This window comes from Micromonospora cynarisoli (genome assembly GCF_030518815.1).
In the GTDB taxonomy this organism is placed as follows: domain Bacteria; phylum Actinomycetota; class Actinomycetes; order Mycobacteriales; family Micromonosporaceae; genus Micromonospora; species Micromonospora wenchangensis.
This window is the reverse complement of record NZ_CP130426.1, coordinates 4,802,362-4,815,041: the sequence shown is the minus strand read 5'-3', so window position 1 is coordinate 4,815,041 and position 12,680 is coordinate 4,802,362. Positions and strand designations below refer to the sequence as shown.

At 73.4% G+C, this 12,680-nt stretch carries 15 protein-coding genes; 10 read left to right on the top strand and 5 right to left on the bottom strand.

Annotated features, from left to right (window positions below):
• The first annotated feature begins 44 nt into the window (after positions 1 to 44).
• Positions 45 to 926: a DUF5926 family protein gene (locus tag Q2K16_RS20820; protein ID WP_302739478.1), complete on the top strand. Its 882-nt coding sequence runs from the start codon at positions 45 to 47 to the stop codon at positions 924 to 926.
• A gap of 32 nt (positions 927 to 958) precedes the next feature.
• Here Q2K16_RS20820 and Q2K16_RS20815 read toward each other — a convergent pair whose 3' ends face one another.
• Positions 959 to 2,176 carry an arginine deiminase gene (locus tag Q2K16_RS20815; protein WP_302739476.1) on the bottom strand — a complete coding sequence of 406 codons (1,218 nt, stop codon included), beginning with the start codon at positions 2,174 to 2,176 and terminating at the stop codon, positions 959 to 961.
• A gap of 164 nt (positions 2,177 to 2,340) precedes the next feature.
• Between Q2K16_RS20815 and Q2K16_RS20810 the strand changes: the two genes are divergently transcribed.
• The 4 genes from Q2K16_RS20810 (at position 2,341) to pheA (ending at position 5,405) form a co-directional block, all read left to right on the top strand.
• The gene (locus Q2K16_RS20810; RefSeq protein WP_302739474.1) at positions 2,341 to 3,078 is read left to right on the top strand and encodes a hypothetical protein; all 738 of its coding nucleotides are present in this window, start codon (positions 2,341 to 2,343) and stop codon (positions 3,076 to 3,078) included.
• A 175-nt stretch (positions 3,079 to 3,253) separates the two neighbouring features.
• Positions 3,254 to 3,712, top strand: a complete 459-nt coding sequence (locus Q2K16_RS20805) for a hypothetical protein (RefSeq protein ID WP_302739472.1) — start codon at positions 3,254 to 3,256, stop codon at positions 3,710 to 3,712.
• Positions 3,713 to 3,886: 174 nt separating this feature from the next.
• Positions 3,887 to 4,438: a hypothetical protein gene (locus Q2K16_RS20800; RefSeq protein WP_302739470.1), complete on the top strand. Its 552-nt coding sequence runs from the start codon at positions 3,887 to 3,889 to the stop codon at positions 4,436 to 4,438.
• 10 nt (positions 4,439 to 4,448) lie between these two features.
• Positions 4,449 to 5,405, top strand: coding sequence for a prephenate dehydratase (gene pheA / locus Q2K16_RS20795; RefSeq protein ID WP_302739468.1), 957 nt, complete (start codon positions 4,449 to 4,451; stop codon positions 5,403 to 5,405).
• A 96-nt stretch (positions 5,406 to 5,501) separates the two neighbouring features.
• Here pheA and Q2K16_RS20790 read toward each other — a convergent pair whose 3' ends face one another.
• The 3 genes from Q2K16_RS20790 to Q2K16_RS20780 all read right to left on the bottom strand — a co-directional run bounded on the left by Q2K16_RS20790 (position 5,502) and on the right by Q2K16_RS20780 (position 7,259).
• The gene (locus Q2K16_RS20790) at positions 5,502 to 6,221 is read right to left on the bottom strand and encodes an AIM24 family protein (protein WP_302739466.1); all 720 of its coding nucleotides are present in this window, start codon (positions 6,219 to 6,221) and stop codon (positions 5,502 to 5,504) included.
• Between the two features lie 151 nt (positions 6,222 to 6,372).
• Positions 6,373 to 6,717, bottom strand: a complete 345-nt coding sequence (locus Q2K16_RS20785; RefSeq protein ID WP_204925639.1) for a metallopeptidase family protein — start codon at positions 6,715 to 6,717, stop codon at positions 6,373 to 6,375.
• A 113-nt stretch (positions 6,718 to 6,830) separates the two neighbouring features.
• A complete protein-coding gene (locus Q2K16_RS20780) occupies positions 6,831 to 7,259 on the bottom strand; it encodes an OsmC family protein (RefSeq protein WP_302739464.1) in 429 nt (142 codons plus the stop codon).
• 156 nt (positions 7,260 to 7,415) lie between these two features.
• Here Q2K16_RS20780 and Q2K16_RS20775 point away from each other — a divergent pair, with 156 nt between their 5' ends.
• From Q2K16_RS20775 to Q2K16_RS20765, 3 genes are all read left to right on the top strand, one after another.
• On the top strand, positions 7,416 to 8,114 hold the full coding sequence (locus Q2K16_RS20775) for a hypothetical protein (protein ID WP_302739462.1): 699 nt from the start codon (positions 7,416 to 7,418) through the stop codon (positions 8,112 to 8,114).
• Positions 8,115 to 8,278: 164 nt separating this feature from the next.
• Complete coding sequence (locus tag Q2K16_RS20770; protein WP_302739460.1) at positions 8,279 to 9,100, top strand: HAD family hydrolase; 822 nt, start codon at positions 8,279 to 8,281, stop codon at positions 9,098 to 9,100.
• Positions 9,100 to 9,912 carry an HAD family hydrolase gene (locus tag Q2K16_RS20765; RefSeq protein WP_302739458.1) on the top strand — a complete coding sequence of 271 codons (813 nt, stop codon included), beginning with the start codon at positions 9,100 to 9,102 and terminating at the stop codon, positions 9,910 to 9,912. The genes Q2K16_RS20770 and Q2K16_RS20765 overlap by 1 nt, the downstream gene beginning before the upstream one ends.
• Before the next feature lie 2 nt (positions 9,913 to 9,914).
• Here the strand turns inward: Q2K16_RS20765 and Q2K16_RS20760 are convergent, their stop codons facing one another.
• Positions 9,915 to 10,502, bottom strand: a complete 588-nt coding sequence (locus Q2K16_RS20760; RefSeq protein ID WP_302739457.1) for a bacterial proteasome activator family protein — start codon at positions 10,500 to 10,502, stop codon at positions 9,915 to 9,917.
• Between the two features lie 71 nt (positions 10,503 to 10,573).
• Between Q2K16_RS20760 and Q2K16_RS20755 the strand changes: the two genes are divergently transcribed.
• Both Q2K16_RS20755 and Q2K16_RS20750 read left to right on the top strand, forming a co-directional pair.
• Complete coding sequence (locus Q2K16_RS20755) at positions 10,574 to 11,419, top strand: alpha/beta hydrolase family protein (protein ID WP_302739456.1); 846 nt, start codon at positions 10,574 to 10,576, stop codon at positions 11,417 to 11,419.
• Between the two features lie 29 nt (positions 11,420 to 11,448).
• Positions 11,449 to 12,663 (top strand): ABC transporter substrate-binding protein, encoded by a 1,215-nt coding sequence (locus Q2K16_RS20750; protein ID WP_302739455.1) that lies wholly within the window; start codon positions 11,449 to 11,451, stop codon positions 12,661 to 12,663.
• Positions 12,664 to 12,680: the final 17 nt, after the last annotated feature.

The window sequence follows — 12,680 nt, the reverse complement described above, 5'->3', positions numbered from 1 at the left end:
GTCCTTCCCCCACCGCCGCCCGTCGGGCTCTAGGCTGTCTCGCCGTGAGCAAGCGTCGAAAGAACCAGCGCGCCGAGGCCGCTCCCCGCCGGGAGAAGATCAGGGACGTCTTCGTCCCCCGTCCGTTCGAGGGGCTGGCGGACGAGCCGGAGTGGATCGCCCTGCGCGAACTCGTACCGGCCGCCTCGGCACCGCTGCGGCTCACCCCGGACCTGGTCGAGGAGCACGGCGACCGCCCGGTCACCCTGGCGACCGTGCTGCCGATGGCCGCCCCGGCGATGACCAAGCCGGACGGTCGGGTGTTCATCGGTCTCCAACGGCACCAGCAGTCCGGCGACGTCTCCCGGGACCTGGCCGAGGCGTTGCTGTGCGCGCTGCGTACCGAGCCGGGCGGGGCGGTGACGGTGCCGCCGCTGCCGGGCCCCGGCCCCCGCCTCCAGGACGTCCTGGTCGACGGCCCGCTGGAGATCACGATGCACGACGGCTTCGAGTTCTGGCTCGACCCGGGCGCGGCCGACGACCCGACCGTGCAGGCGTCCCTGGAGCGGGCGAACGCGGCGATCTACCCGACCGTGAAGCTGGCCGCCGCACGGGCCGCCTACTGGTGCCAGGTGCCGGAGAAGGCGCACGTGCGCTGGGTGCTCGGCGACGACGAGGACGCCGCGCTGGACGCCCTCTCCCGGCTCTCCGCCGCCGGTGCGCTCACCCTCGGCGAGGGCACGAAGTTCGCCGGCATGTTCCGGGCGCACGGCCGGCTGGCACCCGTGTGGGACCTGCCGGAGGACGTCCCGGCCGCCGCGTGGGAGGAGCCGGTGGCCGCGTTCACCAAGCGGTACGCCGACGCGCTGGCCGAGAAGGAGCCGTTGGACGCCGCCGGCCGCCGGGCCCGTCAGGGCCTGCTCGGCCGCCAGCTCACCCTCCGTTAGGCGGCCGGCCGGCTCGGCCCGGGTGGGGCGGTTCAGCCGGCCTGCCGGCGCAGCGGCTCGCGGACCAGCGGGCAGGACATGCAGCGGGGGCCGCCCCGGCCGGAGCCCAGCTCCGAACCGGCGATCGGGATGACCTCGATGCCGGCGCGCTCCAGCTGGGCGTTGGTCTCCACGTTGCGTTCGTAGCCGACGCAGAGCCGGGGGGCCAGGGCGAGGGTGTTGTTGCCGTCGTCCCACTGCTCGCGTTCGGCGGTCACCGGGTCCAGGCCGGTGTCGATGACCCGGAGCTGGTCGAGGTCCATCGCGTCGGCCGCCGCGCGCAGGAACGGCGCGGGGCCGTCCACCCGGGGCTCGCCGTCCGGCCCGGCGATCACCGTGTACGCGGACAGCGTGCTGGCCACGTTGGGATACATCAGCACCGCGTCGACGTCGACCATGGTGCACACGGTGTCGAGGTGCATGGTGGCCCGTTCCTGGGCGATCGGCACCACCAGCATGGTGTGCGCCAGGCCGGCGGCGAAGACCTGTCGGGCCAGCCGTTCGGCGCCGGCCGGGGTGGTCCGCTCGCCCACCCCGACGGCGAGCACGCCGGGGGCGAGCAGCAGCACGTCACCGCCTTCGAGGTGTTCCAGGCCGGGGTGGTAGACGGTCCTGGTGCCGACGAAGCGGGGGTGGTGCCGGTAGATCGCGTCGGTCAGCGTGGTCTCCCGGCGGCGGGCCGGCATGGCGAGGCTGGTGACCCCGACCCGGTCGCCGATCCACAGTGACGAGTCCCGGGTGAAGAGCAGGTTGGGCAGCGGGTCGATGACGAACTCGTGCCGGTCCATCATCGTCCAGACCAGACCGCCGGGGCGTTCGGCGCTGATCCGTACCTCCTCGTGGGCGAGGCCGGCGATGAGCACGTCGGCGAGCGCGGCGGGGTCGAGGTAGGCGAGGTGGTCGGCGACCCGGCGGCGCAGGGTGTCGCCCAGCCGGGGCGACGCGAGCACCTGCTCGGTGAGTTCGGCGCGGGCCTCGGTGACGGCGAGCGTCTCGGCGAGCAGGGTGGCGAGGTAGAGCACCTCCACGCCCCGTCCGCGCAGCTCGGCGGCGAAGGCGTCGTGCTCCTCCTGGGCCCGGCCGACCCATGGGATAGCGTCGAAGAGCAACGAGTCGTTGTTGCGGGGGGTGAGGCGGGCCAGTTCCGGACCCGGTCGGTGCAACAGCACCGTGCCGAGTCGACCGACCTCGCTGTCCACGTAGTGGGTCACCCCCGCAGCGTAGGGCAGTGATGAACGATCTTCAGCGGAAGAACTGCGGATGAATATGGCATTCATCCGCACTCATTCCGGCGTTCCAACTTGCCGTACCCCCACAGTGGCGACGTAGGGTAGTGAGAACATAACTTTCGAGGGACCTTTTGCCGGAGGTCGCGATGACTGTCTTTCCCGCTCGTCGAGCCGTACCCACCCGGGCACTGCCGCCCGTGACGGCGCCGCACCCCCGTTCCGACGGGTCCGCGGCTCTCGACCCGGCCCGTCCGACCCCACTGGAGTGGGCACGTCGACGCCGGGCCGAGCGGGGCGCCCGCCGGCTGGAGGCCGCCGGTGCGCGGGCGCTCGGTCAGCTCGACCACCTCGGCCCCGCCTGGCACGTCATCGAGTGGCCCCGCACCGACGTCTCCGACGTCCTGCGCGACCACGGTCAGGACGAACGCGCCGGGTTCCTCGCCATCGGCCCCAGCGGTCTCTTCGCGGTCAGCATCGCCGACCACGGCCGGGCCCGGGTGCTGGTCGCCGGGGACGTGGTGCAGATCAACGGCAAGCGCCCGCCGTACGTGGCCGAGGCCCGGCGGGACGCCAAGCGGGCCAGCAAGGCGCTCACCCAGGCGGTCGGGCTGCCGATCCCGGTGACGCCGGTGCTGACCTTCGTCGGCTCCGGCGTCATCAGCGTCTACGGCCTGCCGAAGGACTGCATGATGGCGACCCACCGGGAGCTCGACCGGCTCCTCGTCGCCGGAGGCAACCGGATCAGCCCGGCCACCGCCGAGAAGCTGTCCCGCGTCGCCCAGGCCCCGCAGACCTGGCACAACGGCACGTACCGTCCCACCGGCGACTACCGGTGGTACGACGAGGGCCGAACGGCCGCTGACAAGCCGGCGGGTCGCCGGTAACGTCACCGGCGACGCCCCGCGGTACCGGTCCCCCCGACATGCCGGTCCGCGCCGTCGCCGGCCGCCCACCAGGGCACTTGATCCCTCCACCGGCGGCCGGTGGCTCCCGCGCGGTCGGCGACCGTCACGAAGACCGGCTAGCGTGGACAGACCGTCGGTGTACCTAGGAGGCGCGGTGGCCCACGTCGAACTCTCGCTCCCGGACGTGTTCGTGCCGGCGGCGCGGACGCCGACAGGGCCGGGGTGCGACAACGTCGGGAAGTGGTCGGCGAGCGTCTCGCACGCCGAGGAGCCCTGCCTGCTGATCGACGCCGGCACCCTCGTGGTGGCCATCTCCGCCGCCGGCTGCGAACTGCTCTGCCTCGGCGCCCCCGAGGACGTGGTCGGCCTGCCGCTGCTCGAAGGGGGCCTGCGGCTGCTCGACTTCACCGCCGCCCGGCACGAGCTGCCCGAGCAGGAGACCGACAAGATCCCCCCGCTGCTCGCCCTGCACTCCGGTCGACTCGCCCGGGGCCTGCTGCGGGTGCAGCCGGCCGGCGACGCCAGCACCTACGCCACCGTCGACGCCGTCTCCACCCCGATGCTCACCGGCGGCTCGGTCGCCGGTTCACTCACCTTCTTCTCCCCGATCTGACCGGCACCGACCCGCGCCGACGCCGCCCGACGTCGGGCGGCATCGGCCTTCACCGGGCGGGCGGTTTTTCCTACGATGGGCTCACCCACCGGCCACACGACCGGCCCCCCACGGTCCGTGACGGCCGGCCCCCGTCGCGACGCCCCCGCGCCCGAATCCCCCGAGGACCGGCCCGTGCCGCCTGACCCCGCCCACCGCCCCCCGAACCGGCGGCCGGTCGCCGCCCGGCTCGCCGTGGCCCTGCTCGCCGTGTCGCCGTTCACCGGCTGCGCCGCCCCGCCCGACCGCGAGCTGCCGGCCCCGGTCGAGCCGCCCACACCGGCGGTGACCCTGCCGCCGTCGACGTCGCCCCCCGTCCTGCCGCTGACCCCCACCCTGCCGCCGACGTCGACGCTGCCGACCCCCACCGTCGCGGCGGTCGCGACGGCCTGCGCCGGCCGCCCCTCGGCCGACCGGGTGATCGGGTTGCTCCGCGGGGACGTGCTGCCCCGCGACGTGCCGGTGCGGGCCGTCGACGGGCCGCTGTGCGCCGACGGCTGGCAGTACACCGTCCTGTCGGTCAGCGGGCACGAGGAGCTCCAGGCGGTCAGCCGGGGCGAGCCGGACGCGCTGCGGCTGGTCACCGCCGGTACGGACGTCTGCTCGATCGAGGTGAAGGCCGTCGCGCCGCCCGCCATCCGGACGTTGGCCTGCGACACCGGGACCGGGCTGCCACCGGGTGCGTAGGCTGGGCGGCATGCCCGGAACACCGCCGACCCGCTACGTCTACCTGGGCCCCGAGGGCACCTTCGCCGAGCAGGCGTTGCGTACCGTCCCGGCCGCCGAGCACGGCAGTCGTACACCCGCCCGCAGCGTCGGCGAGGCGCTGGAGAGCGTACGGGCCGGTGAGGCGGACGCGGCGCTGGTGCCGATGGAGAACTCGATAGGCGGCGCGGTCGGGGTGACCCTGGACGAGTTGGCCGAGGGGGACCCGCTGGTGATCACCCGGGAGGTGATCCTGCCTGTGGAGTTCGTGCTCGGCGCGCGCCCCGGCACCGACCTCGCCGGGGTACGCAGCGTGGCCGCCCACCCGCAGGCGTCCACCCAGTGCCGCAACTGGCTGCGCGCGCACCTGCCCGACGCCACGGTGATCGACGTGCTGTCCAACGGCGCGGCGGCGGCCGGCGCGGCCACCGGCGAGTACGACGCGGCGATCTGCGCCCCGATCGGGGCCACCCGGCACCGGCTGACCCTGCTCGCCGACAAGATCGCCGACCATCCGGACGCGGTGACCCGGTTCGCACTGCTCTCCCGCCCCGGCCCGCCCCCACCGCCCACCGGCGACGATGTCACCTCGCTGGCCGTCTACATCGCCCACGACCGGGTGGGCGCGCTGCTGTCGGTGCTGATGGAGCTGGCCGTGCGGGGGGTCAACCTGACCCGGATCGAGTCCCGCCCCACCGGCGAGGCGCTGGGCCGGTACGTCTTCTTCCTCGACTGCACCGGTCACGTCGCCGACGCCCGACTCGGGGAGGCGTTGCAGGGGCTGCGGCGGGTCTGCGCCAAGGTGCGTTTCCTCGGGTCGTACCCCCGGCACCGGTGGGCCGACGCGGCAGGTGACCGGCCGGTCCCCGCGCCGGCCGGGCTCTCGGACACCGACTACACCGACGCGGCGGCCTGGCTGGCCCGGCTGCGTTCCGGCGAGTTGAGCTGAGCCCACGCACCCGTAGCACCGGTCGGCAGGAGTCCCCCGACGGCAACAGGCACGAACGGGGGCGGTCCCGGCCGGGACCGCCCCCGCGTCGCTGAGTCAGCTGAGCAGACCGCCGAGCAGGCCCTGTTGCTGCTGCTGGCCGCCGCTGCCCTGGACCGGCGGCTCCTCCGACGGCTGGACCACGACGAAGCCCTGGCCGGCGAAGCTCATGGTGAACGCCTCACCGGTGGTGCGGCCGAGCAGGGTGCCCAGGCCGAGCTGTTCGGCCCGGTGGTAGCCGGTCTGGAGGTTGGCCGACCAGCACACCGCCGCCTGCGGGTCGACGTAGGTGGGCGCGTCGACGTTGAGCACGACCGGGGTGCCCTTGGTGGTGATGGCGATCCGGCCGTAGCCGCTGAACACGCAGTTGAACAGGCCCGACGAGGCCATCCCCGCGCCGCCGACCATCTTGATGTCGTACGACAGGGTGGAGTCGAAGGCCAGCACGCTGGACCCGTTGATCGACAGCGCGTCGCCCGGCTCCAGGTCGATGATGTGCACGTCCTTGGACAGCTCGGCCAGGAAGACGTCGCCGTGGCCGGAGAGCTTCATCAGCGGCACGCCCTCGCCGGTGAGCCGCTGCTTGATGAACTTGCCGATGCCGCCCGAGCCCAACGCCTGGAACTGCACCTGCCCCTGGTAGGCGACCATCGACCCGACCCGGGCCATCGCCTCACCGTTGAGTTCGATCTTCAACATCTTGGAGTTCTGCAGCCGCATGCCGGGCTGGGCGGACTCCTTCTCCAGGTTCTCCGCGGAGAACAGCGCGCTGCGCATTGGGTCTTCCTCCTGATTAGGGGTGTGCTCGACCCACGGTAGGCAGCCCCCGCAACCCGCCGCATCGGCCGAGCGGCGCGCCGGCCCGGCTCCGCGCACGGAACCGGTCAGGTGTACGCAGACGACCGGCCGCACGAGGCGGGTGGCGGGCTCAGCCCCAGCCCAACGCGTGCAGCCGCTCGTCGTCGATGCCGAAGTGGTGGGCGATCTCGTGCACCACGGTCACCGCCACCTCGTCGACCACGTCGTCCTCGGTGGCGCAGATCCGCAGGATCGGCCGGCGGTAGATGAAGATCCGGTCGGGCAGCACACCCGAGTAGTTCCAGCCGCGTTCGGTCAGCGCATGCCCCTCGTAGAGGCCGAGCAGGTCCTCCCCGGGCGGTGGGTCGTCCTCGACCAGGATGACCACGTTGCTCATCAGCCGGAGCAACTCCTCGGGCACCTCGTCGAGGGCCTCGCCGACCAGCTCCTCGAAGCGTTCACGGCTCATCTCCACGGGCACCTCACCCATTGTGCCCGACCGGCCGGCCGGCCACCGGTCCCGCCGGAGCGCCGCCCGTACCCCGTCCGTCGTCCGACCCGCCCGGGCCGGACGACGGACGGGACGGATCAGGCGAGGCGTGCGGTGAGGCTGATCTGCGCGCCGGGGGAGAGCAGCCGGGAGATCGGGCAGCCCTCCTTGGCGGCCTCGGCCAGCTTGGTGAACTGGGCCTCGTCCAGGCCCGGGGCCTGACCGACGGTCTCCAGGTCGATCCGGGTGACGGTCATCCCCGCGTCGGTCTTGTCGAAGTGCACCTTCGCGGTGGTCTCCACGGAGGTGCCGGACAACCCGGCGTCGGCGAGCTGCTTGGAGAGCGCCATCGAGAAGCAGCCCGCGTGGGCGGCACCGATCAGCTCCTCCGGATTGGTCCCCTCGCCCTCCTCGAAACGCGACTTGAAGGAGTAGTTCCCCTCCAGGCCACCCTTGCCGGTGCGGACGGTCCCGGCGCCCTCGGTGAGGTTGCCCTGCCAACGTGCGGATGCGGTACGGATAGGCATACCTGAACGCTAGTCGAAAGCCCCGCCCGCGGCGACCGACCCGGCGAGGCCGCCGGCAGGGGCCGGCGTACGCCGCTTCGGGGCCCCGGCGCTGCCGGCCCACGGCGGGTCGGCGTGGGATGATGCGGGTCAGGCCCGCGACGCGGAAGGTGGCCGATGTCCCAGGATCTCCCCATCCCGAGACAGGACGACCGCTCGGACGACACCTCGGTGCTGGAGTGGGGTGCCCCCGAACGACCGGCGGGCGGCCGGTTGGGGCACTGGCCCGCCGCGCTGCGCCGGGACCGACGGCTGCCCCCGGTGCTGGCCCTGCTCGGCGCGGTCGCCGCCACGGCGTCGATGGCCGGGGAGTGGTTGGTGATGACGGTGCCCAACGGTGGCCCGGAGGGCAGCGGCACCATCCGGGTGCCCGGCGGCGTGGCCGAGGTGGGCGGCTTCGGGATCGCGTACCTGGTGGGGCTCCTGCTGCTCAGCGTCGCGGTGGCGCTGAGCCTGCGCGGGCGGCCGGCGATCCGGCACGACGCCCGGGTGGCCGGGCTGGCCGTGGCGGGCGCCCTGGTGATCCTGCTCACCGTCACCGCCTTCTCGTTGGACGACTCGGGCCAGCGGGCGCTGTTCTACTCCCCGGAGGACGGGTTCCGGGTCGACTACGGCCGCGGCCTGGTGATGGGCTTCGTCGCCGTCGCGCTGGTCGGGGCGGCGCTGCTCAGCACCGTCGCGCAGCCGGACGGCCCGCCGGTCGACGCCGCCGGGCCGCAGGTCGACCCGGGCGGGGACGGCGACCGGCCGGCCGCGCCCGTCGGCCTGACCGTCACCCCGACGGTCCCGTTCGCCCGCCGCGAACCCCACCCCTGAGCCCCGCCGGGGCGGACGCCGGACCGCCGCGCGGCGGTCACCGGGCGTTGCCTGCTGATTCGCCCGGAAGCCGTGGTTGCGACCCGGACGGCGAGGTACGGTTGCTGCCCGCCGTCACACCGGGTCGGACGACCGGTACGGACGGCGGCGGGCAAGGAGGAACGATGACCCGCCCGGGACTGCCCAAACTCATCGCCACCGACCTCGACGGCACCCTCGTGCGCAGCGACGACACCGTGTCGGCGTACACCCACGGGGTGCTCGACCGGGTGCGGGCCGCCGGTATCCCGGTGGTCGGCGCCACCGGCCGTGGCCCCCGGTTGAAGGAACTCACCCGCAACGACATCCGGGCCGCCGACTTCCTGGTGATGGCCGGCGGTGGCTGCGTGGTCGACCAGAGCGACCCGACCGGCCCGGTGGTGCTGCGCGACGAGCGCCTCTCCGCCGAGGTGCTTGCCGGCCTGCTGACCGACCTGGAGGCCGCCGTCGGCCCGCTGACCGTCATGGTCGAGGGCTCCGACGAGCACGACGCGCCGCTCTGGGGCGACTACCACCCGTCGTGGCCCTACCCCGAGCTGTTCGAGGCGCGCACCCGGGCGGAATGTCTCGCCCTCGACGTGATCAAGGCGTTCGTCCGGACCGCCGACCACGACGTGGACGAGTTGCTGGCCACCGCCCGCCGGATCGTCCCGCCGCAGGTCGCCACCCTCACCCAGGCCGGTCTCGGTTTCGTCGAGATCACCCCGGCCGGGGTGGACAAGGCCAGCGGCCTGACCGTGGTCGCCGAGCGGCTCGGCGTCGACCCGGCCGACGTGCTGGTCTTCGGGGACATGCCCAACGACCTGCCGATGTTCGCCTGGGCCGGCTGGTCCCGGGTGGCGGTGTCCAACGCGCACCCGCTGGTGCGGGCCGCCGCCGACGAGGTGACCCTGCGCAACGACGACGACGGGGTCGCGGTCTACCTGGACCGGCTACTCTCCCGGTGATGGCAGAGACACCACGGCTGGTCGCCACCGACATCGACGGCACCCTGCTCGGCGACGAGCGCCGGCTCAGCGCCCGTACCGCGGCGGTGCTGGAGCGGATCGCCGCGGCGGGCACCCCCGTCGTGCTGGTCACCGGCCGCCCGATCCGCTGGCTCCAACTGGTGTACGACCAGCTCGCAGCCCCGCTGCCGGCGGTCTGCGCGAACGGCGCGGTGGTGTACGACCCGGACACCGACCAGGTACTGCGGGCCGACCCGCTGGCCCCGGAACTGCTCGCCGAGGTGGCCCGCCGGCTGCGGGCGGCGGTGCCGGAGGTCAGTTTCGCGGTGGAGATCGTGGACAGCCGGGAGATGCGGCACGAGGCGCACTACCCGCTGCGCTGGGACGCCGACCACGAGGCCATCCGGGCGGTCGAGTCGCCTGAGGAGTTGGCCTCGGTGCCGGCGGTGAAGCTGCTGGCCCGCGCCGGCACCCAGGACCCGGACGCCTTCGTGCAGGTGGTGGCGGGGGCCCTGGCGGGGCTGGCCGAGGCGACACACTCGTCGTACAGCGGGCTGGTGGAGATCTCCGCCGCCGGGGTGACCAAGGCCGCCGGGCTGGCCTGGTACGCGGCCCGGGTCGGGGTGACGCAGGCCGACGTGCTCGCCTTCGGTGACATGCCCAACGACGTGCCGATGCTCACCTGGGCGGGGCGGGCGGTGGCGGTGGCCAACGCACACCCCGCCGTGCTGGAGATCGCCGACGAGGTGACCGGGGCGAACACCGCCGACGGGGTGGCGGCGTACCTGGAGAAGGTCTTCGGGGTGGGCTGAGGTCAGAGGTACTGGCCGGTGTTGTGGCCCTCGCCACCGGGCTGGCCCATGCCGGGCATGCCGGGGATCATCCCGCCGGGGCCGCTGGGCAGGGCGGGGCGGCCACCGGAGCGCATCTGCTCCAGCTGCATCCGGGCAGCCATCTGCTGAGCCACCAGGGTGGCCTGGATGCCGTGGAAGAGCCCTTCCAGCCAGCCGACGAGCTGGGCGTGGGCGATCCGCAGCTCGCCCTCGCTGGGCGCCTGGTCCTCGGCGAACGGCAGCGAGAGCCGTTCCAGCTCCTCGCGCAGCTCGGGGGCGAGGCCCTCCTTCAGCTCGACGATCGACCGCTGGTGGATCTCCCGCATCCGGTGCCGGCTGGCGTCGTCGAGCGGGGCGGCCTTGACCTCCTCCAGCAGCTGCTTGATCATGCTGCCGATCCGCATCACCTTGGCCGGCTGCTCGACCAGGCGGGTCGGGTCCTCGCCGGTCTCGTCGGTCTGCACGGTGCCGACCGGGCGTCCGTCCGGGCCGACCACGACCACGGTGCCCGACTGCCCGTCGGGGCGGCCCGGCTCGTCAGCTTGTCCAGTGGGGTGCGTTTCGGTCATGGCCCCATCTTTACCCACCCGCTCCCGTCGCACCCACCCGGACCTCCACCAGCCGCGCTACCGTCGCCGGCATGTCCCACGACCCCCGGGCGGTGCTCAGCCGGCCCGCCCCGCCGCCGGACCTGACCGTCGCCTACGGCGACCAGCCGGAGCAGCTGGTCGACCTGCGCCGGCCGGCCGGTGGTGGTCCGGTCCGGCCGCTGGTGGCGGTGGTGCACGGGGGCTTCTGGCGGGCCGGGTACGACCGCACCCACACCGGCCCGCTCGCCGCCGCCCTGGCTAAGGCGGGCTGGCCGGTGGCGCAGCTGGAGTACCGGCGTACCGGCCAGCCGGGCGGCGGCTGGCCGAACACGCTCGCCGACGTCCGGGCCGGGGTGGCGGCGCTGCCCGGGGTGGCGGCCCGCGCCCTGCCGGGGCTGGTCGCGCCGGGGCCACCGCTGCTGCTGGGGCACTCGGCGGGCGGGCAGCTCGCGCTGCACGTGGCGGCGCACGCCCCGCAGGACGTGGCAGGGGTGCTGGCGCTGGCGCCGGTCGCCGACCTCGCGGAGGCGTACCGGCTGGGGTTGGATTCGGGGGCGGTGGCCGCGCTGCTCGGCGGCGGCCCGGCCGAACACCCGCAGCGGTACGCGGTGGCCGACCCCTGCCGGTCGGTGCCACGGCGGACACGGACGGTCATTCTGCACGGGGGCAGGGACCGCCAGGTGCCGGCCGCTCTGAGCAGGTCATATGCTGCCACCGCACGGGCCGCCGGCGCCCCGGTCACCCTCATTGAGCTGCCGGAATGCGAGCACTTCGGGTTGATCGACCCGCTCTCGGCGGCCTGGCCGCAGGTAAGGGCTGCGTTGCAGTCGCTGCTTGAAGATCAAGATCCATTGACGCAGGGTCTCCCACCAGGTAGAACGCCGGAGGGGCGGTGACGCCCGGCAATGCTCCCGGAAGGATTTCGGTGTCGCAGATGAACCGCAGGCGGGCCCTTCAACTGCTGGCCGCGCTCGGCACGACCGGACTCGCCGCCGCCTGCGGCACGGACGACACCGAGACACCGGCCCCGGGCAAGCCGATCAAGATCGGGCTGATCCGGCCGGAGAACGGCGACGGCAAGGCGATCGGCATCGACATCGAGAACGGCTTCCAGCTCTTCCTGGCGATGAACGGGCAGCAGCTCGGCGGCCACCCGGTGACGGTGGTGACGGTCGACGAGGGCGACAACGCCAAGAGCGGCCAGGCCGCCGTCGACAACCTGCTCACCCAGAACGTGCTCGCCATGAGCGGCGTGGTCAACTCGACAGTGATGTCCGGCATCCGGGACGCGGTGGAGAAGGCCCGGGTGCCGCTGATCGGATCCAACGCCTCCCCGCCCAGCCTCCAGAGCGTCGTCTACATCTGGCGGACGTCGTACGTGCTGGACGAGCCCGGCCGGGCACTGGGGTCGTACCTGCGGCGAACACTGCCCACCGGAAGCCGGCTCGCCATCGTCGCCCCCGAGGGCACCGCCAGCCAGGACGTGATCAACGGCTTCCGGGACGGCTTCGGCACCGACGATCCCCGGATCATCGGCGACCCGATCCTCACCACCGCCAACCCCACCCCGGGCGAGAGCGAGTTCGGCGCGCAGATCAGCGAGGCGCTCAGCCGCCAGCCGGACGGGATCTTCTGCTTCTACTCCGGCACCGCAGGTGAGCAGTTCATCAGGCAACTGCGCCGCAGCCGCTGGTTCGGTGACATCTACGCGCCAGGCTTCCTGACCGAGGGCAGCATCCTCACCGACCTGCGTTCGACCCTGGTCAACGCGGACGAGAGCCTCAAGGCCGGCACCATCCAGACCGCGCTGAACTACTCGGCCGACCTGAACAACAACGCCAACCGGATCTTCGCCTCGGCCTACCGGAAGACCTACAACGTCTCGCCCACCACCTACGCGATGGCCTCGTACGACGCCGCGCAGGTGCTCGACAAGGCGATCCGGCTGGCCGGTGCCGAGCCGACCGCGCAGCAGGTCAACCTGGCGCTGGGCAAGATCGGTCAGATCGACAGCCCGCGCGGCCCGTGGCAGTTCAACCAGCCGCGCACCCCGCAGCAGAAGTGGTACCTGCGCAAGGTGCAGTTCGACGGCCGGCTGCTCTCCAACGTCCTGATCAACGAGATCGCCACCCTCGGCTGAGCCGTACGGCACCCGGC